Annotated in this window: 19 protein-coding genes; 14 read left to right on the forward strand and 5 right to left on the reverse strand. The window is 64.9% G+C overall.

Annotation, left to right across the window (positions count from 1 at the left end):
• Positions 1-19: 19 nt before the first annotated feature.
• Both ACJD00_RS05255 and ACJD00_RS05260 read right to left on the reverse strand, forming a co-directional pair.
• Positions 20-1,330: an MFS transporter gene (locus ACJD00_RS05255; protein ID WP_418908792.1), complete on the reverse strand. Its 1,311-nt coding sequence runs from the start codon at positions 1,328-1,330 to the stop codon at positions 20-22.
• 11 nt (positions 1,331-1,341) lie between these two features.
• Positions 1,342-2,559 (reverse strand): M20 metallopeptidase family protein, encoded by a 1,218-nt coding sequence (locus ACJD00_RS05260; protein ID WP_418909312.1) that lies wholly within the window; start codon positions 2,557-2,559, stop codon positions 1,342-1,344.
• Positions 2,560-2,703: 144 nt separating this feature from the next.
• On the opposite strand from ACJD00_RS05260, the gene ACJD00_RS05265 reads away from it, so the two are divergent.
• Genes ACJD00_RS05265 through ACJD00_RS05275 form a run of 3 tightly spaced genes read left to right on the forward strand, consistent with a single transcriptional unit; the run spans position 2,704 to position 5,013 of the window.
• Complete coding sequence (locus ACJD00_RS05265) at positions 2,704-3,744, forward strand: Lrp/AsnC family transcriptional regulator (RefSeq protein WP_418908793.1); 1,041 nt, start codon at positions 2,704-2,706, stop codon at positions 3,742-3,744.
• Positions 3,745-3,796: 52 nt separating this feature from the next.
• The gene (dapB, locus tag ACJD00_RS05270) at positions 3,797-4,558 is read left to right on the forward strand and encodes a 4-hydroxy-tetrahydrodipicolinate reductase (protein ID WP_418908794.1); all 762 of its coding nucleotides are present in this window, start codon (positions 3,797-3,799) and stop codon (positions 4,556-4,558) included.
• A complete protein-coding gene (locus tag ACJD00_RS05275; protein ID WP_418908795.1) occupies positions 4,555-5,013 on the forward strand; it encodes a tetratricopeptide repeat protein in 459 nt (152 codons plus the stop codon). The genes dapB and ACJD00_RS05275 overlap by 4 nt, the downstream gene beginning before the upstream one ends.
• A 50-nt stretch (positions 5,014-5,063) precedes the next feature.
• On the opposite strand, the gene ACJD00_RS05280 is transcribed toward ACJD00_RS05275, so the two are convergent.
• Complete coding sequence (locus ACJD00_RS05280) at positions 5,064-5,966, reverse strand: LysR family transcriptional regulator (RefSeq protein WP_418908796.1); 903 nt, start codon at positions 5,964-5,966, stop codon at positions 5,064-5,066.
• A gap of 121 nt (positions 5,967-6,087) precedes the next feature.
• On the opposite strand from ACJD00_RS05280, the gene ACJD00_RS05285 reads away from it, so the two are divergent.
• Together ACJD00_RS05285 and ACJD00_RS05290 are read left to right on the forward strand one after the other, a co-directional pair.
• Complete coding sequence (locus ACJD00_RS05285) at positions 6,088-7,395, forward strand: MFS transporter (protein ID WP_418908797.1); 1,308 nt, start codon at positions 6,088-6,090, stop codon at positions 7,393-7,395.
• 4 nt (positions 7,396-7,399) lie between these two features.
• Positions 7,400-9,031, forward strand: a complete 1,632-nt coding sequence (locus ACJD00_RS05290) for an amidohydrolase (protein WP_418908798.1) — start codon at positions 7,400-7,402, stop codon at positions 9,029-9,031.
• Positions 9,032-9,055: 24 nt separating this feature from the next.
• Here ACJD00_RS05290 and ACJD00_RS05295 read toward each other — a convergent pair whose 3' ends face one another.
• Positions 9,056-10,252: a heparan-alpha-glucosaminide N-acetyltransferase domain-containing protein gene (locus ACJD00_RS05295; protein ID WP_418908799.1), complete on the reverse strand. Its 1,197-nt coding sequence runs from the start codon at positions 10,250-10,252 to the stop codon at positions 9,056-9,058.
• Between the two features lie 66 nt (positions 10,253-10,318).
• Here ACJD00_RS05295 and dapA point away from each other — a divergent pair, with 66 nt between their 5' ends.
• From dapA to ACJD00_RS05340, 9 genes are all read left to right on the forward strand, one after another.
• Complete coding sequence (gene dapA, locus ACJD00_RS05300; RefSeq protein ID WP_418908800.1) at positions 10,319-11,230, forward strand: 4-hydroxy-tetrahydrodipicolinate synthase; 912 nt, start codon at positions 10,319-10,321, stop codon at positions 11,228-11,230.
• Positions 11,231-11,249: 19 nt separating this feature from the next.
• The gene (locus tag ACJD00_RS05305; protein ID WP_418908801.1) at positions 11,250-12,956 is read left to right on the forward strand and encodes a ribonuclease J; all 1,707 of its coding nucleotides are present in this window, start codon (positions 11,250-11,252) and stop codon (positions 12,954-12,956) included.
• Between the two features lie 262 nt (positions 12,957-13,218).
• Positions 13,219-13,890: a fasciclin domain-containing protein gene (locus tag ACJD00_RS05310; protein ID WP_418908802.1), complete on the forward strand. Its 672-nt coding sequence runs from the start codon at positions 13,219-13,221 to the stop codon at positions 13,888-13,890.
• Between the two features lie 146 nt (positions 13,891-14,036).
• Positions 14,037-14,618 carry an ECF RNA polymerase sigma factor SigK gene (gene sigK / locus ACJD00_RS05315; protein ID WP_418908803.1) on the forward strand — a complete coding sequence of 194 codons (582 nt, stop codon included), beginning with the start codon at positions 14,037-14,039 and terminating at the stop codon, positions 14,616-14,618.
• A complete protein-coding gene (locus ACJD00_RS05320; protein ID WP_418908804.1) occupies positions 14,618-15,457 on the forward strand; it encodes an anti-sigma factor domain-containing protein in 840 nt (279 codons plus the stop codon). Before sigK ends, ACJD00_RS05320 begins: the two co-directional genes overlap by 1 nt.
• Positions 15,458-15,558: 101 nt before the next feature.
• Positions 15,559-15,993: a DUF4383 domain-containing protein gene (locus ACJD00_RS05325; protein WP_418908805.1), complete on the forward strand. Its 435-nt coding sequence runs from the start codon at positions 15,559-15,561 to the stop codon at positions 15,991-15,993.
• Between the two features lie 69 nt (positions 15,994-16,062).
• Entirely contained in the window at positions 16,063-17,649 is a 1,587-nt protein-coding gene (locus ACJD00_RS05330; protein ID WP_418908806.1) for a molybdopterin-dependent oxidoreductase, read from the forward strand.
• A gap of 145 nt (positions 17,650-17,794) precedes the next feature.
• Entirely contained in the window at positions 17,795-19,357 is a 1,563-nt protein-coding gene (locus ACJD00_RS05335) for a molybdopterin-dependent oxidoreductase (protein WP_418908807.1), read from the forward strand.
• 168 nt (positions 19,358-19,525) lie between these two features.
• A complete protein-coding gene (locus ACJD00_RS05340; RefSeq protein ID WP_418908808.1) occupies positions 19,526-19,831 on the forward strand; it encodes an XRE family transcriptional regulator in 306 nt (101 codons plus the stop codon).
• 10 nt (positions 19,832-19,841) lie between these two features.
• Here ACJD00_RS05340 and ACJD00_RS05345 read toward each other — a convergent pair whose 3' ends face one another.
• Positions 19,842-22,079 (reverse strand): hypothetical protein, encoded by a 2,238-nt coding sequence (locus ACJD00_RS05345; RefSeq protein ID WP_418908809.1) that lies wholly within the window; start codon positions 22,077-22,079, stop codon positions 19,842-19,844.
• Between the last annotated feature and the right edge of the window lie 14 nt (positions 22,080-22,093).

Here is a 22,093-nt window from a genome sequence, read left to right on the forward strand (position 1 = left end):
ATATCAAGTGTCCCTGAACCTATTCTTCGTGCAGATCCTTGCCGCGAGTTTCCTTGATCGTCAGTGCGGTGAGCACCGTGACAAGCAGCAGGGCCAACGCGTAGATGCCGAAGTAGCCGCGACCGGCCTGGCCAAACCACGTCTCGAAGCCGGCCTGCAGGTAGGCGGCGGTGCCACCGAACGCAGCGACACAGATCGCGTAGGGAACCGCGACACCGATGGTGCGTACCGAGGTGGGGAAGAGCTCCGCATAGACGGCCGGGCCGATCGAAGCGAAACCAGCGATGAAGACCAGCATCATCGACATCGCGAGGGCTAGCTGTACCGGGGAATCCTGCAGCAGTGCACCGGCCGGAAAATAACAGGCGAAGGTGCCGGCGGCGCTGATGAACAGGACCGGGCGTCGCCCGATGCGATCGGAGAGGCGACCCCACAGCGGCAGCGCGGCGATGAAGACCAGGTTCGCTACGACGCCGGCCCACAGCGCACCCTTGGCGTCGATGCCCAGCACGTTGATGGCATAGGCCGGAGTGGAGACGCCCCAGACGTAGTACACAACGGTGAGGCCAACGGTCAGCCCGATCACTTGCAAGGCCTGGCGCCAATGCTTGGCCATATCGGCCAGGAGCTTTGGCTGGTCGGTCGACTGGTTTTTCTTGCCGCCCTCGAAGACCGTGGACTCTTCCATACGCGAGCGCATCAGCAGGGCCACCAACCCGAAGAGTGCGCCGAGCGCGAAGGGGATGCGCCAGCCGAAGGAGGCCATATGCTCGGGCGACAGGACGGTGGAGAGCACGGCACCCAGCAGCGTTCCAAAGAGGATGCCGGTGGTTCCCGAGACGTAGATCAGTGAAGACCATAGTCCGCGGCGTTCCGGCGGCGCCATCTCCGAGAGATAGGTCTGGGCGCTGGGTAGTTCGCCGCCGTGGGCCAATCCCTGCACCAGCCGCGCGGCCACCAGCATCAGCGAGGCCCCCGCCCCGATGCTCTCATAGCTCGGGGTCAGCGCGATGGCCAGCGAGCCAACCGACGCCAGGGCGACCGAGAGGGTCATCGAGGCCTTGCGCCCGACCTTGTCGCCGATGATCCCGAAAAGGAAGCCGCCGATCGGACGGGCAATGAAACCCACGGCGAAGACGGCCAGCGTCATCAGGAAGGCGCTCGAGGGGTCGGCCGGGCTGAAGAGCTGCGAGGCGATGAATGAGGCAAAGGTCGCGTAGACCGCCCAGTCATACCATTCAACGGCGTTGCCGGCGCCGGTGCCCAGCAGGGTGCGCAGTACGCTGCGCTGTTGCTGCGCGGCGCTCGAGGTAGAGGTCGTGGTGCTCATGGAGGGGGTCCTTAGTGGTTGGCAGTGGCGCTGAGCCGGTCGATGGCCAGGCGAGCGTAGGTGGCTGCGCCGTCGGGGAGTGCGGCGTCGTCGAATACCGCGTAGGGGGAGTGATTGTAGGCGGACTGCGCCGGGTCGGCGCCTGCGGGCACGGCGGAGAGGAAGAGGAACGACCCCGGAACTTCCTGAAGAATCCGCGAGAAATCCTCGGAACCCGCCAGCGGGTTGGGCAGCTCGTGGTGGCGCTGCTGTCCGAAGAGTTCGCGCACGGTCCTCTGGGCGAATTCCGCCTCGGCGGGATCGGTGACGGTCAGCGGGTACTCCTCGACATAGTCTGCGGTCGCCCATAGGCCGTGGGCCGTGGCAATCGATTCCACGAGGGCCGGGATCGAGGCCTTCAAGCGTCGCTTGGCGGCGGGGGAGAAGGAACGGATCGTCGCCTCCAGGTGCGCGGTCTCCGGGATGACATTGCGCGTGGTTCCGGCACGCAGCACGCCGACGGTCAGCACCACCGGGTCGAAGACATCGAATTGCCGCGTCACCATGGCTTGCAGGGCTGAGACGATCTCGGCGACAACGGGCACCGGATCCTTGGCGGCATGGGGGGCCGAGCCGTGGCCCCCGGCGCCATGGACCGTGACGACCAGCCCATCGGAGGAACTCATCGTCGCGCCGGCACGGGAGAGGAAGGTGCCGCCCTCGGCCATGGAGCTCATCACGTGCAGGCCGTAGGCCGCATCCGGGCGTCGCCCTGCGGCATCCAGCACGCCTTCGCGCAGCATCACGCCCGCGCCATCGAAGCCTTCTTCGCCCGGCTGGAACATGAAGACGACGTCGCCGGGCAGCTGCTCGCGGCGTGCCGCGAGCAGCTTCGCGCCGCCGACGAGCATCGCGGTGTGCAGGTCGTGGCCGCAGGCATGCATCCTGCCATCGATGCGGGAGGCATAGGGGACGCCGGATTTTTCCTGCACCGGCAGGGCATCCATATCGCCGCGCAGCAAGACCGTTGTGCGTTCGGCGGTCGCGGTGCTTGCGGTGCCGCGCAGTACCGCAGTCACCGAGGTGGTCTCGGTGCCCGTCGTGATCTCTAACCCCAAGCCCTCCAGTGCTTCGAGCACTTTCTCCTGGGTGCGCGGCAGGTCGAGACCTACTTCCGGTTCTTGATGCAGCCGATGCCGCAGCTGGGTGATGTCATCGGCCAGTGCCGCCGAGTCATCGCGCAGGGAGATGGTCAGGTCTGCCGAGGATGAGGTGGGTGCCATGCGGATTCCTTCAGTTGAGTCGTGATGTAGATATCGTGAAGTGATCCAGTTCATGGCGGGGACTATACTTAGAAACCTGTTAATTTCTTGCCCAAAACCGATGGAACGTGCATGGAACTACCCCAAGCGGATCTCGAGATGGTCCATGCCCTTCAGGTCTTCCCGCGCGTTTCCTGGGCGCAACTGGCGCCCATCCTGGGGCAGCACCCCACCACCTTGGCCGCGCGCTGGGAGCGGCTGCATGGGCGGGGCCTGGTGTGGGTCACCGGCCACCAGGGCGCGATCTCCACGCAAGGCGCGGCGACCTTCATCAGCATTCAGTGCCATCCGGAAGCCCGGGAATCGGTGATCGCACGCATGTGCCTGATCCCCGAGGTCGGCAATGTCGAGGAATCGGCGCGCTCCTGGGATGCCAGGCTTACCGTCTTCACCGAGGACTGGGCGCATCTGACGCATCGGGTGCTGCCGGTGGTCCGTGCGGATCCCGGGATCGCCAAGATCCACGTCTCGGTGATGACCGGCCTCTACGCGACCGGAAGCCACTGGCGGTTGGATGTGCTCTCCCCGGAGCAGCACGCACGGTTGCGCGAGCTCAACCCGCTGCATGGACGCCAAGGATCTGAAATCGTTCCGCAGCAAGAACAGCTGCGCCGACTGCTGGCCATCGACGGGCGCATGCCGGCCGCGCAGATTGCCGCGGAACTCGGCATCCACCCGACCACCGCCGCTCGACGGCTGCGCCAGCTGCTTGATTCCAAGGCCATCATGCTGCGGTGCGAACTGGCACAGGACTACTCCGGCTACCCGGTCTACTGCCAGTGGTATGCGCGGGTGCCGCCGACGCAGCTCGAGGAGGCCGTGCAGAGGCTGCGCTCATTCCGGACCTTGCGCCTGTGCGCAACGATCACCGGCGACGCAAATCTCACGTTCGCGCTCTGGTTGCGCAATCCGGTGGAAATCGCCGAGGTTGAATGGGCCCTGCAAAAGGTGGCCCCTGCGTTGCAGGTGATCGAATCGGACGTGGGCGTGCGGACGCACAAGCGCATGGGGTGGATCCTGCGCGAGGACAGCACGGCGACCGGGCAGGTCATCACGCATGAGCCCACGGACCCTGGGGGATCCGCGGAGGATCGGAAGGCACCTTCGGCGTGAAGCCCGGTGCCACAATTCGGTGCCCATCGGGCAGGGCGCTAGGCTTAAACTCATGAGTTCTACGATCAAGGTCGCCGTGCTGGGCGCCAATGGACGAATGGGGTCCGAAGCGGTCAAGGCGGTGAGCGCGGCCGCGGACATGGAGCTGGTTGCCAGCCTTGGACGGGGCGATGGCCTTGAGCAGGTCCTGCAGGCCGGGGCCACCCACGTGGTGGACCTCTCGGTGCCTTCCGCCACCGAAGAGAATGTGCGTTTCGCCGTATCGAACGGCCTGCACGCGGTGATCGGGACCACCGGATGGGACGATGCCCGTCGCGCGAACCTCGAAGCCCTGCTGGCCGAGCATCCCGAGGTCGGCGTGCTGATTGCCCCGAATTTCGCCTTGGGATCGGTGCTGGCCAGCGCCTTCGCGGCCACCGCCTCCAAGTACTTCGAATCCGTGGAAATCATCGAGCTGCACCATCCGAACAAGGTCGATGCCCCCTCGGGAACCGCGGTGCGTACCGCGGAACTGATCTCCGCGGCTCGCGCACAGGCCGGAGTGCCGGCCAGCCCGGATGCCACCGAGACCCAGATCGATGGGGCACGTGGCGCGGACATCGACGGGGTCCGTGTGCACTCGGTACGGCTGCGCGGCCTGGTGGCCCACCAGGAGGTGCTTCTGGGCGGTGCGGGGGAGCAACTCACTCTGCGCCACGACTCCTATGATCGTGCCTCGTTCATGCCCGGCGTGCTGCTCGGTCTGCGCACGGCCGCCTCGCGCCCCGGGTTGACCTATGGCCTGGACGGCTACCTGGAGCTGGGGCAGCAGTGAAAACCAAACTGTGGGTGTCCGGCATCCTGCTGTTGTTCGTGCTGTACATCGCCATGGCCTTCACCCAGGCATGGCGGTTCATGCTCACCGATGAGCCGATCGCGAAGATCATGGGCGTGGCGATCCTGGTGATTCCCGCCCTGGGCGTATGGATCCTGATTCGCGAGATCCTCTTCGGATTGCGCACCGAGCGCATGGGCAAGGAACTCGAGGCGTTGGGCGAGTTGCCCGAGGACAACCTGCCGCGCACCCCGTCGGGACGCTTCGTGCGCGAAGCTGCCGACGCCGACTTCGTGAACCACCAACGCGATGTCGAGGCCAACCCTGAATCGTGGAAGTCCTGGTACCGCCTGGCCCTGGCCTACGAGGCCTGCGGCGACAAGCGCCGGGCGCGCAACTCGATGCGCACCGCCATCGGATACTGGAAAGCCCGGCAGGGCGAGTCCGCGCGGTAGCTCAGCGCCGAGGTTGCCCAGGCAGTCCGGTTGCTGGGCGCCGGGCGCGGCTATGCATTGCGCCGCCCGGACCATGCGCCCATGATGTGCTTCCACGTGCGCGGCATGGAAGCCTCCAGTTCGGCGACGACCAGGCGCAGCTCCTCCTTGGCATAGTGTTCGGGCTCCCAGGCGGCATAGAAGTCGATCATGACCGGGTGGCCGCCTGCATGAAGCGGCGCCGAGGCCAGCGAAAAGCTGGCTGGCTCCGTGGCCAGCGCGATGCCGTGCCCGGCCGCCGCGTGGGCCTGGGCCACCGTTCCATTGGTGGTCGTGGACAGGCCGGCCAGGTCGAACCCGGCGTCCGCCGCATGGCCACGAACCGTGGTTTCCACGGCGCTGCCGAAACCCGGGGCGAATAGCCGCCGCCCCGCGAACGCGTCGAGGCCAAGATGCGGTGAATGATCCTCCGGGAGGTCTTCCGGGCGGAAATAGGCGAAGACCGGCGAGGAGAATATCCGCTCGCAGGCGTAGTGCGGCGGGGCGGGACGCGTGTTGACCGCGAGATCGATACCGCGCTCCAGATGCGCGTAGACCAGATCGGGTTGCTCGCTCGTGACGTCCGCGATGCGTGCGCCTTCCGCCAACAGCGGTGCCACGAAGCTGGTGGCCGTCGAATGCGGGCACACCACGGTGAAGCTGAGATCCTCGCGGCCAAAGCGCTCCATGATGTGCTCGGTGCGCGCGGCGCGCTTGACCACGTCGCGGGCGAGTTCTTGCAAACGCAGTGCCGCTGCGGTCGGCCGCATGCCCTGCGCCGAACGCTGGAAGAGGGTGGTGCCCCAGTGGCGTTCGAGATTCGCCAGCCGACGCGAGATGGCCGGCTGCGAAACAAAGAGCTCGGCTGCCGCCGAACTGACGTTCCCGCGGTCCATGACGGCAAGGAAGTACTCGAGGTCTCGAAGACTGGTCATGACCTAAGGTTATAGCCAAATCGTAAAAGGGTATTAGACGGGTATAGGCTGCGGCCGACACACTAGGTGGTGATCTGCACAACACCACCGCCGCGCGGCGGTCCGTCACGAGGACATCATCATGACAATCTCTACCGAGGCGCAGCGCCTTCGCCAGCGGCGCTCCATCGCCGGGGCCTTCGTGGGCACCGCCATCGAGTGGTACGACTTCTACATCTTCGGCACCGCGGCGGCGCTGGTCTTCGGCAAGGTGTTCTACCCGGAGGTGGCCCCCGGAACCGCGCTGATGGCATCCTTCGCGACCTTCTGGGTCGGTTTCCTGGCCCGTCCGCTGGGTGGACTGGTCTTCGGCCATTTCGGGGACCGCCTGGGCCGGAAGAACATTCTGGTCATCACCTTGGTCATGATGGGCGTGGCCACCACGTGCATCGGGTTGCTGCCCGGGTATGCGCAGATCGGCGTTGCCGCGCCGGTGATCTTGATCTTCCTGCGAGCGGTGCAGGGCATCGCCGTCGGCGGCGAATGGGGCGGCGCGGTGCTGATGGCCACGGAGAATGCCGAGGGCGCCAAGAAGGGCATGGCCGGTGCTTGGGTCCAGCAGGGATCGCCGGCCGGCGCGATCCTGGCCACGAGCGCATTCATGGCCGTATCCCTGCTGCCAGACCAGGCGTTCCTTTCCTATGGATGGCGCATCCCCTTCCTGTGCTCGGCGCTGCTGGTCTTCGTCGGGCTGGTCATCCGCCTCAAGGTCGAGGAATCGGCCGACTTCGAGCGGGTGCGCGAGGCCCGCGAAGTGGTGAAGGTGCCGATTGTGCAGGTGCTGCGCGACGCGCCCCTGGTGCTGGTCCTCGGGGTCATCGCTTCCATCATGGGAATCTCCTTGGCCTATTTCACGAATACCTTCCTGCTCTCCTGGACCACCGGACCGCTGGGCCTTGACCGCCAAGTGATGCTCAATGTGCTGCTCGGTGCCGCGGTCCTGCAATTCATCTGGCAGCCGTTGGCCGCCAAGCTGGCCGAACGGATCGGGGCCAACAAGGTCATGCTCGGCGGGCTGGCGCTGTGCCTGCTCATGGTGGCTCCCTTCTTCGCTGCCATTGCGGCCGCCAGCTTGCCGTTGATCACGCTCACCCTCTACGTCATGTTCTTGGCGGGAACCTCCTACTACGCCCTGCTGGCCAATGCCCTGGCCCAGGCCTTCGCCCCGCAGGTGCGCTACACCGCGGTATCCCTGTCCTATCAACTGTGCTCCTCGTTGATCGGCGGCTCCACGCCGCTGGTCGCGCAGTGGATCCTGTCCAATTCCAACGGCAATCCATGGCCCGTGGCGGCGTTCTTCGCCGCTCTGCTGATCGCCACCATTCTCGGGGTATCGGGCCTGAACCGTGCCTCGGGCCGTCGATTCGCCGCTACGGCCGTTCAGGAGTAATGCCATGAAATTGGACGCGATCTACCGCAACGCGCAGATCCGGACGCTGGATGCCGCCCGGCCGCACGCCCAGAGCGTAGGGGTCTTTGCCGGACGCGTCATCGGGTTCGACGAGGAGCTGGACTCGGCGAGCGCCGAGGAGGAGATCGACCTCGCCGGCGCCCCGGTGCTGCCGGGATTCAACGATGCCCATAACCACCTGTCCATCACCGGGGCCCGCCTGGCAGGCCTCGACCTCCGGCCGCGCACCGTGGCCGACCTCGACGAGCTCTACGCGGCGGTGGCCCGGCACGCCCGGACCCTGGGGCCCGATGACTGGGTGCGCGGCAGCGGCTATGACCAGAATTTCCTGGACGGCCATCCCAGCGCGGAGCACTTGGACCGCGTCGCCGGAGGGCGTCCGGTCTTCCTGCAGCACGTCTCCGAACATATGGCGGTAGCCAACACGCGGGCCTTCGAGCTGGCAGGGTATCCGGATCGGCACGGGGTGCCCCGGATCGACGGCGGGCATGTGGCCCGCGATGAACAAGGCAGGGCCACCGGCCTGCTGCAGGAACGAGCCTTGGAAATCATCTACGATCTGGTGCGCCCCATGCGGCAGGACGACCTGCTGCACCACCTGCGGCTCGGCGGGCAGCAGGCCTTGTCCTACGGCATCACCTCGCTGACCGAGCCAGGCAGCGGTGCCCCCGCAATGATCGGCAGCACGCCGGTGGACTTCCATGTGTACCAGCGTGCCATCGAAGAGCGGATCGCGCTGCCGCGGGTGACCCTGATGCCGTATTGCACCACGCTGCACCAGATCCAGGGATTGCGCGAAGGCGAGTACTTGGGGCTGGATCTGGGGATGCGTACCGGGCTGGGGGACGAGAAGCTGCGCATCGGTCCGGTCAAGATCCTCTCCGACGGCTCCTTCATCGGGCGCAGCGCCGCCATGCATCGGTGCTACCACGGGGAACCGGAGAACTTCGGCTTCCTCCAGTTCGAACCCGGTGAACTGCACAGGATGATCCGGTTGGCCCACGACAGCGGGTGGACGGTAGCCACGCACGCCATTGGCGACGCCGCCATCGACCATGTGCTGGATGGCTTCGCTGCGGCCCAACGGGCCACGCCGCGACCCGGGGCACGGCATCGCATCGAGCATTTCGCACTGAGCAGCCCCGCCCAGGTCCGCCGGGCCGCCGGGCTTGGACTTGTCGCGGTGCCGCAAGGGACCTTCATCTCAGATTTCGGGGACGGGATGATGGATGCCGTGGACGGTGAACGCAGCGGATGGATTTACCGGATGAAATCTCTGCTGCAGGCCGGGCTCGAACTGCCCGGATCGACCGATGCCCCGGTCGCCGACGCCAATCCGCTGGCCAGCATCCACGACATGGTCAACCGCACCACGGCCAGCGGCCGCCTGCTCGGGGCATCCGAACGGCTGACGGTCGCCGAGGCGGTCCGGGCCTACACCTACGGGTCGGCCTATGCGGCAGGGGAAGAGCATCTGAAAGGCACCTTGCGCCGTGGCCAGCTCGCCGACTTCGTCACGCTCTCCGAGGATCTCTTCGCTGTTGATCCACGCCGCATTCGAGACCTCGAGGTCACCGGGACCTACCTCGGCGGGCGCCGCGCCTATGCCTCCTAGCGGCCAGGGGGTCGCCGCGGGGGCTCAGGAAATGATTGGCCCTCGGGGCGGTTCGGGATCCCGGGCCGACCTGAAGCGATCCGCGCCGCTGACCCAGCGCATGAATGCTTCCAGCGGACCTTGGGTGCCGGAGCGATCCAGCCAGGCCCCCACGCCGAGCAGCCCAGCGACCAGGACCCAGAAGATGACGTTCTCCGGCGCCAGCGGCATGAGCATCTGCAGGAGCAGCAGGTGGCCCACGTACAAGGTCAGCGGTGCCCGACCCGCCGCGGCGAGGATCCGCCCGAACGCTCCGAGCCGCGGCGCCAGCCACAGGCAGAGCCCGATCACCGCGACCGCGCAGCATGCGGCATGCAGCGTGAACAGCAGTGAATTGCTGTGCGGCATGGGGAGCCATTGGAAGATCCCCTCGCCCAGCAGGGCGCGATCGATCGTGGGGCCGAAGCGTCCGGTCGCCAGGGCCGCCTGAAGCGAACCGGCCAAGTCGGGCACCTTTGCTTCCAGCTCGGTGCCCCGCGAAGCGACCTTCCACCAGCCCGCCGTCAAGCTGGCAGCCGCCCCGAGGGCGCCGGCGGCGAGAAGAGCGAGCTGCGTGCCTCGCCGGTGCAGCGGCATCGTGCCCAGGGCCATCCCGAGCAGGCCGTAGCCGAACCACACCAGCAGCGGATAGTAGCCAGTCACCCACAGGTCGCCGGCCAGCAGGGCCGGCTGCAGCAGGTCGCCTGGATTCGGATTGTGCCCCAGCCGCACCCCATCCAGCGACTGTGCCAGCGGGACGCGTACCAAGGGCATTGCCGCAAGCCAAGCAAGGGCCAGGATCCAGCGCCCTACCGGCGGAATGAGCAGGGCCAAGGGCAAGAGGAAGAAGAGCATCGCGTAATGCACCAGAATATTGGCTATGCCTTCATTGGCCATTCCCACCAAGAGCCCCAGCGCAGCTAGGGCTAGCGCACGCCGAAGCATCACCTGCATGCGCTGTGTGCGGGTCAGCCCGAGCGCCGCCAACGAGGTGGCAAAGAGGTTCAAGGACAGCCCCGAGGCCACCATGAAGAGCACCGAGGCTCGCCCCGAGGCCACCAATCCCGCGAAAGTTGCCTCCACGCACCCGTCATCGGAATCGACCAGCAGCGGCAGCGCATGGGCCGCGAACATTCCCAGGATGGCGATGGCGCGGGCGGCATCCAGGCCGACCAGGCGTTCGGGGCGTGTCGCGGGTCTCATGGTCTCATCCGATCACAGGCGCCCGCCGATATGCCACGATGACACCTGCGCGTGTAGATTTGGACTATGGCACTACGCGACATCGATCCTCAGGCATTCCCGTTCGGGACCGTTTTGACCGCCATGGTCACCCCCTTCACCACCGACGGTGAGGTCGACTACGAGGCTGCGGCCAAACTCGCGCGCAAACTGGTGGATGATGGCTGCGACGGCCTGGTGGTTACCGGCACCACCGGTGAGACCTCGACGCTCACCGACGAAGAAAACGTCGGCATGTTCCGCGCCGTCGTTGAGGCGGTCGGCGATCGCGCGGCCGTGCTGGCCGGGTCGACGACGAACGACACCCGCCACTCGATTCACCTGAGTCTGCTCGCCAAGGAAGCTGGCGTCGACGGCATTCTGGCCACCACCCCGTACTACAACAAGCCGAGCCAGGCCGGGATCATCGCCCACATTGAGGCCATCGCCAACGCCACCAAGCTCCCGATCATGCTCTATGACATTCCCGGACGCACCGGAATCGCGCTGAGCCCGGAGACCATCATCAAGCTGGCCGAAATCCCCGAAGTCATTGCGCTGAAGGATGCCAAGGCCGACTACCAGTCGACCACCACCGTGCTGGCCAACACCGACCTGCACGTGTACTCCGGCGACGACGGACTGACCCTGCCGCTCATGGCCGCCGGCGCCGCTGGCGTGGTCTCCGTCACCGCCCACGTGGCCGCGGCCACCTACCGCAAGCTGGTCGACGCCATGCACGCCGGGGACCTGGCCACCGCACGCGCCGCACACTTTGAGCTGGACCCGATCCAGCGTGCTCTGATGAGCCACATTCAGGGGGCCGTTGCCTCCAAGTACGCACTTCACTGGCAGGGTGTCCTGCCGAACACCGTCGTTCGACTGCCGTTGCTGGCCCCGTCGGACGCTGAACTCGATGCCATCCGCGCGGACCTGCGTGAAGGCGGATGGGATCTCTAACGAAAGGGATTAACCGCATATGACCGAAACGTCAGTGGGTAAGGCGGATACCGCCCGCCTGCAACAACCCAAGAAGCTGAAGAAGGACACCCTGCGGGTGGTTCCGCTCGGCGGTCTGGGCGATATCGGACGCAACATGACGGTCTTCGAGATCAACGGCAAGCTGTTGATCGTCGACTGCGGCGTGCTGTTCCCGGAGGAGCACCAGCCGGGCGTGGACTTGATCCTGCCGGACTTCTCCTACATCAAGGACCGGATCGACGACATCGTCGGCCTGGTGCTCACCCACGGTCACGAAGACCACATCGGTGCCGTACCGTACCTGTTGCGCATGCGCGAAGACATCCCGATCTACGGTTCCAAGCTGACCTTGGCGTTCATCGAGGCGAAGCTTGCCGAGCATCGCCTGAAGGCCAACAGCACCGTCGTCGTCGAAGGTGAAGTGCGTGAAGTGGGGCCCTTCGAATGCGAATTCGTGGCCGTTAACCACTCGATTCCCGACGCCCTGGCCGTTTTCCTGCGCACCGACGCGGGCACCGTGCTGCACACCGGCGACTTCAAAATGGATCAGCTGCCGCTCGATGGGCGCATCACCGACCTGCGCCACTTCGCCCGCCTCGGCGACGAGGGCGTGGACCTGTTCCTCTCGGACTCGACCAACGCCGACGTCCCGGGCTTCACCATGCATGAGAAGGACATTGGACCGGTGCTCGAGGCGAAGTTCGCCAAGGCTCGCCGCCGCATCATCGTCGCCTCCTTCTCCTCCCACGTGCACCGCGTGCAGCAGGTGCTGGACGCCGCGGCAATCCACGGGCGCAAGGTGGCCTTCATCGGGCGTTCCATGGTGCGCAATATGGGCATCGCCGAACGTCTGGGATACCTGCACGTGCCGCAGGGCGTCATTGTGGACATGAAGGAAGTCGACAAGCTGCCCGAGCATAAGGTCGTGCTGATGTCCACCGGTTCGCAGGGCGAGCCGATGGCTGCACTGTCCCGAATGGCCAACGGCGATCACAAGATCCAGGTCAATCCGGGGGACACCGTGATCCTGGCTTCGAGTCTGATCCCGGGCAACGAGAACGCGGTCTTCCGTGTGATCAACGGCCTGATGCGCCTGGGTGCCGAGGTGATCCACAAGGGCATGGCCAAGGTGCACGTCTCCGGGCACGCCTCGGCCGGTGAGTTGCTGTACTGCTACAACATTCTGCGCCCGAAGAACGTGATGCCGGTGCACGGCGAGACCCGTCACCTGATCGCCAACGGCCGACTGGCCGCACAGTCCGGCGTGCCGGAGGATAACGTGCTGCTGACCGAGGACGGCTCGGTGGTGGATCTGAAGGACGGCAAGGCCGAGCTGGTTGGTCAGGTCGACTGCGGTTACGTCTATGTCGACGGCTCCAAGGTCGGCACCGTGACCGACTCGGACCTGAAGGACCGCGTCACCCTTGGCGAAGAGGGCTTCATCTCGGTGATTACCGTCATCAACCGGCAGAACGGCACCATCATCTCCGGGCCGGATATCCACGCCCGCGGTGTCGCCGAGGACGATAAGGTCTTCAACGAGATCAAGCCGAAGATTGCCGCAGCGATCGTGGAAGCGGTGGGGAACAACCCCTCGCACACCACCCATCAGCTGCAACAGATCACCCGCCGCGTCATAGGTTCGTGGGTTTCCCGCAAGCTGCGTCGCCGCCCGATGATCGTTCCCGTGGTGCTCGAGGCCTAGCCCGCCTGCCACACTACAGGTCCCCACCTCATCCATGTTTGAGGTGGGGACCGGTGGTTTAACCCCATGCCACAGCGGCATAGCAGGTGTTGCTCCCGAGGCCGCGGATTCCATGGTGTGCCCGTTCGAGCGCCGACGCGCGAAGCGGAGAGAAAAATAATCCAATCCACTCGCGCCACCGCTCCGAACCTTCGATGACAGCCCCACACCACGGGTACACCATTCGCGGTCCATCAGGTCCGCAGATCGAAGGAGCAACACCATGAAGAAGATTGCGCGCACCGCATTTGTTGGCCTGAGCCTCACTGCATTGTTTGGGCTCGCCGCCTGCAGCACCGGTGGCACCACGTCCTCCCCGCAGAGTTCCTCGCCGGCCGCAACGGCTTCCACCCCGGCCAGCGAGTCCAGCGAATCGCCGAGCATGGACCCTGCGCAGTACCTGGTGGGCTCCGGATGTGCCGACTACGCCGAACAGGTTCCCGACGGCGAGGGATCGGTGGCCGGGATGGCACAGGACCCCGTGGCCGTTGCCGCCTCAAACAACCCGCTGCTGACCACTCTGACCGCTACGGTTTCTGGGAAACTGAACCCCGAGGTCAACCTGGTGGACACCCTGAACGGAGACGAGTTCACCGTTTTCGCCCCGGTCGACCAGGCCTTTGCCGCGATCCCCGAGAAGGACCTCGAGGCCGTGGTGCAGGACGCCGACACCCTGAGTACTGTGCTGACCTACCACGTTGTTCCCGGCCAAATCCTGCCTGAGGACCTGCCCGGGAAACACGCCACCGTACAGGGCGAAGATGTTGAGGTCACCGGTTCCGGGGATGAGCTGAAGGTCAACGGCGCCAACGTCATCTGCGGTGGCGTGCAGACCGCCAACGCCACGGTCTACCTGGTGGATCAGGTGCTGATGCCCTCAATGAAATCCGAATAACGCACCACCGGGGCCGTCGATGGGCCTCGGGCTGAGATGAACGAGGTGGGGCGGGGTAGCGGCAGCTACCTCGCCCCATTTTTGCCCCACGCCTCGGCGGAGTGGGAACCGGGCCAGGCTACAGGAGACGTGAGATGCTGATGCACATGGAGGAATCGGAAACTGGGCAGCGCTCTGCCGCACTCGATGCGACGCCCGAAGAGCTGCTCACACGCACCGCGCAGGGTGACGGGGCGGCCTTCGAAGCGCTGTACGACGCCGTCTCACCGATGGTCTATGGTGTGGCTCGGCGCATATTGGTCGATCCGGAGCTCGCCTCCGACGTGGCCCAAGAGGTATTCGTTGAACTCTGGCAACATGCCGCTCGCTACGATCGGACGCGCGGTTCGGCCCTGCCCTGGATCGCAACAATCGCGCACCGGCGAGCGGTAGATCGAGTACGCTCGGCCAACGCGAGCCGGAACCGGGATCTTCGAGAAGGCATCCGCGACTATCAGGAGTCGCACGATGATGTTGAAGACCTTGCCATAGTGCATGCCGATGCGCAGCGCGCCCGGCAAGCGCTGGAAACGCTGCCGGATGCGCAACGACAGGCGATTTCACTGGCCTACTACGAGGGCCTGACGCAACATGAAGTTGCCGAACGGCTTGGCGTTCCACTAGGCACGGTGAAAACACGAATACGTGATGGACTGAAACGACTACGAAACGGAATGGGGGTGGCCTGATGGAACAGCGGAAGAACTCTGAACACGCGGATGCCGCCGCCGCGTATGCGTTGAACGCCATGTCCAACACCGAACGAGCCGACTTTGAACGGTTGCTGGCCACTGACGAAGCCCTAGCACAGGATGTGCAACAGCTTTCTGAGGGTGCCGCCGTTCTTGGCTACGCGGCTACCGAACAGCCACCGGCGCAGCTAAAACGCAATGTGCTCGACGCGATTCGTGATTTGCCGCAGCAGCCCGCCGCAGATCCCACCTCGGCCACGTCCGCCGCCCAGGAACCCGCTAGCGGACCGGAAGCGGCGATGACCTCGGCACCAACGCCGGGGCCAGTCCGCGAAGAGCGGGTAGCGACCGAACCAGTACCGAGGGCACGACGAGGCCGAACCGCCTTTGCCTTGGCCGCGGCCACACTGCTGGTGGCAGCGCTCGGCCTTGGTGGCATACTCGTCGCCGAGCACCGGCAAGGCAACGAGCTGCGCGAGCAACTCAATGCGGCGCAGAATGAGGCGCAAGGGCTACGCTCGCTATTGCAGGCCCCGGATTTGCGGACCGTGCAGGCCCGCACCAGTGACGGCGCCACGGTGACCCTTGCCTACTCGAGTGCCTCTGGCCTGATGTCCGTCTCGGGGGAGCAACTGCCCAAGGCACCGGAAGGCCACGGCTATGAACTCTGGCTCATCGGGGACAGTGGCGCGACGCCGGCCGGGATGCTGGCCTCCGGAGAGGTAAGCCTCGTTGAAGGCAGCATGGAAGGCGTGACGCATCTGGGAATTACCGTCGAACCGGCGGGCGGTTCTCCGCAGCCCACCACCGACCCGATCCTCGTCCAGGAGCTCTAGAAATTTTTCCCCATCCGGCAATCCAGATGGGGGAATGCTCCGAACCACTTGTGTCAGCGGCGGCAAATACGTGGCCGCCGCCCAGCACATTGGAGCACATCATGAGCGCGCAAACCACCGTTAAACGAAGCCCGCTGCAACTGGCCGCCGGACTCTTTGGCGTAACTTTCCTACTCGTCGGGATCCTCGGCTTCGTGCCGGGTATCACCAGCGGGATCGAACATCTGGGCTTCGCCGGACACCATTCCGAGGCGATGCTCCTTGGTGTCTTTCAAATCTCCACCCTGCACAATTTGGTGCACCTGATATTCGGTGTTCTGGGGCTTGTCGCTGCCACCGCGGCGCCAAGGTCCAAGATGTTTCTCGTGCTTTCCGGAGCCGTCTACCTGGTCTTGTGGATCTACGGACTGGCTGCCGGCTCTGGGCCGGCGAACTTCATCCCGCTGAATATGGCCGATAACTGGCTGCATTTCATCCTAGGTACCGTCATGCTGCTCAGCGGCCTGCTCTTGGGCCGCAAGGTCACACGCCACTAACGCAGGTGCAATGCGGCGCCGCTACCCTTCGGGCCGGCGCCGCACCAATGGCACGGAAAGTAGGCCATCATGAAGAAAAACCATGGGCTTGATAGCCGGCAGCCAATACGCCGATGGCCGTTCGCTCTGGTCGGTATCGTTTCCGGCGCCCTGCTCTTTGGCGCGGCGGAACTCATCTCGGTGTTCTTCGCAGCAGCTGCCTCACCGGTGGTGGCAATAGGGTCCTGGTTGATCGATTTCTCGCCACCGGCAGTCAAGGACCTAGCCATTGCGTTATTTGGCGTTTACGACAAGGTGGCACTGTTTGTCTTCATTTGCCTGGTGTCGCTACTGATCGCCACGGCCATTGGACGGTTGGCTGCCGCTTGGCTACCGGCCGCACTTGCGCTGGTCGCCGCATTGGGGCTGTTGCTGGTGGCCGCCGTGCTCACCCGCGCGTCTACCGGCCCGCGCGATATGCTGCCCACGCTGTTCGGTGTTCTGCTCGGCCTGTGCACATTGACTTTGTTGACGGGCCGGGCGCGCCGAGTCGCTAACGGCGCGCCGGCGGGGAACGCCGCGGAACAAACGGCGGGCCGAGGAGGGCACACTCGTCGCGATTTCCTGCGATTGAGTTCACTGGGTCTGGTACTTGCTGGGGTGATGGCGGCTTCGGGACGGGCCCTTTCATCAGCGCATTCGACCTTCCGGGCCACCGTCGACCAGGTGAGGCTCCCAGCCCCCGCTCGACGCGCTGCAACACTCCCCGATGACGTGGCAGTCAAGCTGGCAGGGATGCCGCCCTTCGTGACCCCCAATGAGGAGTTTTACCGCATCGACACGGCGCTATCGATACCCCGGATTGATCCAACAACCTGGAGCCTGCGAGTCCACGGCTTGGTCGAACACGAAATCACCATGGATTTCGACCAACTGCTGGGCCAAGAGCTGGTCGAAAGCTGGGTCACGCTCACCTGCGTCTCCAACCCGGTCGGCGGTGACCTCGTCGGCCACGCCAAATGGCTGGGCTACCCGATCCGTGAGCTCATGGCCCGCGCCAAGCCGCTCCCGCAGGCGGACATGGTGCTCTCCACCAGCCACGACGGGTTCAGCGCTTCCACACCTCTTGCGGCGCTGACCGATCAGCGCGACGCCTTACTCGCCGTGGGGATGAACGGCGCACCGCTGCCTGCCGAACACGGATTCCCGGTGCGCATGGTCGTTCCCGGACTCTACGGATATGTTTCGGCCACAAAATGGGTGATCGATCTCGAAGTGACACGTTTTGCGGATAAGCAGGCCTATTGGACAACGCGCGGCTGGTCGGCTCGTGGACCGATCAAATTCTCGTCGCGGATCGACGTGCCTCGCGGATTTGCCCAAGTACCGGCCGGAGACCTCATGCTCGGCGGCACCGCTTGGGCACAGCGTAGTGGAATTACCCGTGTTGAGGTGCAACTCGACGGAGGCCGCTGGCACGCAGCGCAACTAGCCGCGGCGGCAGGTATAGACAGTTGGAGACAATGGTCGTTGCCCGTGCGCGGCCTGGCTCCGGGGACTCATACCGCCCGCGTGCGCGCCTACGACGGCTCGGGGCGATTGCAGAGCGAACAGCGCGCCAACCCCGTGCCTAATGGCAGCTCCGGCTGGCACGAAGTCTCCTTCCGGGTCACCTAGGAGCCGGGCACCGCTCACCGCGTTCCGGTATCCGCCTCTCCAGCGGCGCAGAGGTCGAGCGCGCAGAACATTACGGTTCCGTTAGGAACCGGCCACGGGATTTGCTGCCTGCCTATGATGGGAGCCCAAGCCCGAGGAGTAGGACATGAACAGCACTGTATCACCGAACGTCCAGCGCTGGCGCTACGCGCTTGCCGGGGTGGTATCGGCCGGCCTCTTCTTCGGCGTGGCGGAGTTGGCCTCGGTGCCTTTCACGCGCGCCTCCTCACCCCTGGTGGCCGTCGGCGCGTGGTTCATCGATATCACCCCGCCGTGGCTGAAAGATTTCGCCATCGCGGCTTTCGGCACGAACGACAAGCTGGCGCTATTCATTTCCATGGGGATTGTGGCCTTACTCGCCGCCGCCCTGCTCGGGATTCTGGCGCGGCGGGCAAGTGCCTTTGCCGCGGGGCTAATTATCCTGCTGGCGATAGCCCTCGGCACGGCGGTCTGGTCTCGCGCAGCCACAGGAATCCTGGATTTGGTGCCCACCGCCGCGGGAGCCGTGGCGGGAATACTCGCCCTGAACTATACGGTGCGCGCCGCCGAAGCAACGGAGGGGAGCAACTCGTCGCATACGGAGCACGAGGTGCCGCGCAGTTCGCGTCGTGAGTTCCTGCGGGCCGTATCGGTTACCGCCGCCGGGGCCGTACTCCTAGGTGTTGGCGGCAGGGCCCTATCTTCGGTGCGCAATGTCGCCTCTGCCACTCGGGAGGCGCTTCAACTGCCGCGCGCTGCAACACCGGCCGCGGCGGTTCCCGCTGGCGCCCAAATCAACGTCGACGGGATGCCGCAGCACGTGACACCGAACGCCGAGTTCTATCGCATCGACACCGCCCTGCGGGTGCCCGAGATCGACCCCAAGAATTGGCGGCTTCGCATCCACGGGATGGTCGAAGAAGATTTGGAAATCGACTTTGCCGAACTCCTTGCACAGCCGCTGATTGAAAGCCGAGTGACCTTGGCCTGTGTCTCGAACCCGGTCGGCGGGGAATTGATCGGCAACGCCAAATGGCTGGGCTACCCGATTCGTGAGCTACTGGCCCGCGCCCGGCCGTTACCCGAGGCCGATATGGTCCTGTCCACCAGCCACGACGGGTTTACCGCTTCGACACCCTTGGAAGCGCTCACCGATGACCGCGACGCACTGCTCGCCGTCGGCATGAACGACGAGCCGCTACCGCTCGAACACGGCTTCCCGGTGCGCATGGTGGTTCCTGGGCTTTACGGATACGTCTCGGCCACGAAATGGGTGATTGACCTCGAGGTGACACGCTTCGACCAAGCCTTGGCCTATTGGAGCACTCGTGGTTGGTCCACCCATGGTCCGATCAAGTTGTCTTCGCGGATTGATGTTCCGCGGGCCAAGGCCACGGTGTCTTCCGAGAAGCTCGCCATTGCCGGTACCGCGTGGGCCCAGCACACCGGAATCTCCAAGGTCGAGGTGCGTCTCGACGACGGTCCGTGGCAGCAAGCCGAACTGGCGGAGCAGGATTCGGTCGATACCTGGCGGCAGTTCGTGCTCCGTGTGGATTCCTTGGCGGCAGGGGAGCATACAGCCACTGTGCGGGCCTATGACCGCGAGGGCAGGCTACAAATCGAGGAGCCGATGAGCCCGGCCCCCAACGGTGCGACCGGTTGGCACCGGGTGAGCTTTACCGTCAAGTAGGGGAGCTCATTCCGGCCGAAATGCTGCCTCGAGGCGATATATTACGTGCTTTTCATTCTTGTTGGGCACGGTTCACTCGCCGTTCGGTGTCAGGACGTACGATAACCACAGCCCTCGGAGAACCTGTGCCGAAGGCCGAGGAAACGCCGACCCCGAGGAGTGGCTGCGATGCGACATGGATCCGATGACCTGAGCTCACTACATGAGGTGAACCGCGAATCGATTGTGGCTCACCAAAAGCGCATGAAGAGCGCGAACCGCACCCGGCAACTCTCGGATTTCCGGCAGGCCCACGAGATCACCCGTGAGCAGATGGCCGAGCAAATCGGCGCCAGTCTGGCGGAGGTCATCGACCTGGAAAGGGGCGCGCTCGATGAGGTATCCGTCGGTACCCTGCGGCGCTACACCGAAGCCCTAGGCGGCTCCTTGGAACTGCGCGCCGTGCTTGTCGAACAGACCCTAGAACTGGACTAGCAACGACCGCTTATGCGGTGGGCGTTGGTTTAGCGCTGGGTTTGGCCGTCGCCGCCGGTTCTGGCACCGGCTCCAAGTCCAGCTGGGCTACCGACGTATCGTTGTAGGTGGCAAAGACCCGTCCGTCGGGGAACGAGGCCAGGCGCACGCCAAAACGTCGTTTCGTTCCGGGCCCACCGATGCGGTGGTGTGTGCCGGTGCGGAAGTTCAGCACCGTGGTCGTTCCCGAGGCACTGTGCACCACACGCTCCCCGTCGCCGACTACTTCGAGGCCAGCCGAGGCCCACCCCGGACGGCGCGAAGCATTAAAGTGGGCGCTGACCTTATGGCGTGCTTCGAGTTTGCCATTGCGTGGGTCGATCACGTTGATGCCCTCAATGTCCGCGGCAAGTAGCCAGCCGGCCACCAGCTGCGGAGAGTACAAGGCCCCGGCGGTCTCGACCGGCTCGCTTTGCCACACTAGCTTCTTGGTCTTCACATCGAATTTGAAGACCTGGGACGGTCCTTCGGTGTCGGGGATCCCGTACCCGTTGCGCACCGAGGTGGTTCCATACACGTAGTCCTCGTCGGCCACCAGGCCGATAATCGAATGGCCCGGAATGAAGCCCTTGCCGTTGCCATCAAGCACCCAGGCCACGCGGTCTTTTTCTGGGTCAATCATCCCGAACACGCCGCCGGCCAGCCCGTAATCTGGGACGGTGCCGAAGTACACCTGCGTGGAGTTCGCCGCCCAGCCGTACGGGCGCGACTGATGGTACTCATAGCTCAACCGCGAGATCCGGCGGTAACTGTTGTCGTCGTCCTTTTGCGCGCTGTCCCAGCTGATCAAGTCCGCGGCACCATAGGAACCTAGGTAGCAGCGCGTAGGGGAGAACTCGATCATGTTCTCCACCTGATGTATGACTTGGCCGCCCTCCGGCGAGCGCCAGCGTTCGTCGGTCACCGGATTGAGACCGGAGAGCCCCGAGCCCATGAACCCGCCGATATAGAGGTTGCCATCGGAATGAGCGAGCAGGCTGTGTGCATCGAATAGGCCTTCGGTCAGTGTCACCGCATGCTGCCCGGCGGATTTGCGTGCTTTCAGGTCGAAGCGCTCGGTCCGGTAACCGGTAGCGGTTTCGCTGAAGACCAGAACGGAATTCGCGGTGGCGTGCAGTTCGATCGGGGCATTGGTGCCAATCGCCCCGAGGTCCAGGGCCGAGGCCGCCCCCGGCTTGTTGGCCGTGAGCCGACCCTTGACGACGGTGTAGTAGGTGTCGCGGCCGGGCAGCCAGTTTGACGCGTTGCGCGAGGAGCCCTTCAAGTCCATCGGCGTGAGCCACTTGCGGGTCTTGGTATCGAGCACCAGCTGGTCGACGTGTCCGCTGGCGGTCACGAGCAGTTGCGAACCGCGGGCACGCAGCACCGAGACGAAGCCGTTCTTTTGCGGCGTCGGAAGTTGCACCTCGGTCCGGTCGCTGGGATCGGTGGTCGGGAAGGTGAAAATGCGTGGGTTCCGTGAGCCGGTGCCGACCCAGAGTCTGCCGGTGGGATCCAGTGCGAGCCGACGCACGTAGTCGCTATCCGCGGCCATGCGTGGGAAGACACGAATTTTTTGTGTGCCCGGGGTGTAGTTGAAGACCGTTCCGGTGGGGTAGGTTCCGCCCCACACCACGGAGTTCTCGTCGACGACGAGGTCGTAGAGGGTACTGGCCTTGGGGACATCTCCGAGCTTGGCCAAGGATTTGGGGGCGGCGTGACGCCATGCCCACAGTCTTCCCGAGACGGAGAGATACAGCGTCTTGCGTTTCGCGTCCCAGGCCATGGAGAGTATTTCGCCTTGAGCGTCTTCGGGAATGCTCAAGGTGTAGGCGGGGGTCGAGGACCCGGACGGGATGATCTGAAGCTGATGGGAAGGACCGATGATGGTCGCCGCCACCCAAGGATCCTCGGCGGTTCCTAACCCGATGAGCGGAACGACATCACGCAGTGTGAGCGCGGGGAAGACGCCGGTGTATTCGCGGTGCATCCCGCCGGTATCTCTCCCGCGGGTGAGCTCGGCCAGGAAGTGTGGATCGCGTTCTTTCCAGATCGGTTCGGGGCTGGGCGTGGGGGAGGGTGAAGGCGTGGACTCGGGGACCGGCGCGGAGGCCCCTTCGCGGTTCGCCCAGAGCGCCCCGCCGGCAAAACCTCCTGCGGCGACGACGGAGAGGGCAAGGACGGAGCGTCGCGTGATGGACTTCGAAGGTGGCGTGGAGCCTTCTGGCACTAGCTCTCCTGGAG

The sequence above is a fragment of the Glutamicibacter endophyticus genome (assembly GCF_048457885.1).
Lineage (GTDB): Bacteria > Actinomycetota > Actinomycetes > Actinomycetales > Micrococcaceae > Glutamicibacter > Glutamicibacter endophyticus.

Coding starts and splice junctions, on each gene's coding strand:
- ACJD00_RS05255 (WP_418908792.1), bottom strand. CDS start 1,330: ATGAGCACCACGACCTCTACCTCGAGCGCCGCGCAGCAACAGCGCAGC.
- ACJD00_RS05265 (WP_418908793.1), top strand. CDS start 2,704: ATGGAACTACCCCAAGCGGATCTCGAGATGGTCCATGCCCTTCAGGTC.
- dapB (WP_418908794.1), top strand. CDS start 3,797: ATGAGTTCTACGATCAAGGTCGCCGTGCTGGGCGCCAATGGACGAATG.
- ACJD00_RS05280 (WP_418908796.1), bottom strand. CDS start 5,966: ATGACCAGTCTTCGAGACCTCGAGTACTTCCTTGCCGTCATGGACCGC.
- ACJD00_RS05285 (WP_418908797.1), top strand. CDS start 6,088: ATGACAATCTCTACCGAGGCGCAGCGCCTTCGCCAGCGGCGCTCCATC.
- ACJD00_RS05290 (WP_418908798.1), top strand. CDS start 7,400: ATGAAATTGGACGCGATCTACCGCAACGCGCAGATCCGGACGCTGGAT.
- ACJD00_RS05295 (WP_418908799.1), bottom strand. CDS start 10,252: ATGAGACCCGCGACACGCCCCGAACGCCTGGTCGGCCTGGATGCCGCC.
- dapA (WP_418908800.1), top strand. CDS start 10,319: ATGGCACTACGCGACATCGATCCTCAGGCATTCCCGTTCGGGACCGTT.
- ACJD00_RS05305 (WP_418908801.1), top strand. CDS start 11,250: ATGACCGAAACGTCAGTGGGTAAGGCGGATACCGCCCGCCTGCAACAA.
- ACJD00_RS05310 (WP_418908802.1), top strand. CDS start 13,219: ATGAAGAAGATTGCGCGCACCGCATTTGTTGGCCTGAGCCTCACTGCA.
- sigK (WP_418908803.1), top strand. CDS start 14,037: ATGGAGGAATCGGAAACTGGGCAGCGCTCTGCCGCACTCGATGCGACG.
- ACJD00_RS05320 (WP_418908804.1), top strand. CDS start 14,618: ATGGAACAGCGGAAGAACTCTGAACACGCGGATGCCGCCGCCGCGTAT.
- ACJD00_RS05325 (WP_418908805.1), top strand. CDS start 15,559: ATGAGCGCGCAAACCACCGTTAAACGAAGCCCGCTGCAACTGGCCGCC.
- ACJD00_RS05330 (WP_418908806.1), top strand. CDS start 16,063: ATGAAGAAAAACCATGGGCTTGATAGCCGGCAGCCAATACGCCGATGG.
- ACJD00_RS05335 (WP_418908807.1), top strand. CDS start 17,795: ATGAACAGCACTGTATCACCGAACGTCCAGCGCTGGCGCTACGCGCTT.
- ACJD00_RS05340 (WP_418908808.1), top strand. CDS start 19,526: ATGCGACATGGATCCGATGACCTGAGCTCACTACATGAGGTGAACCGC.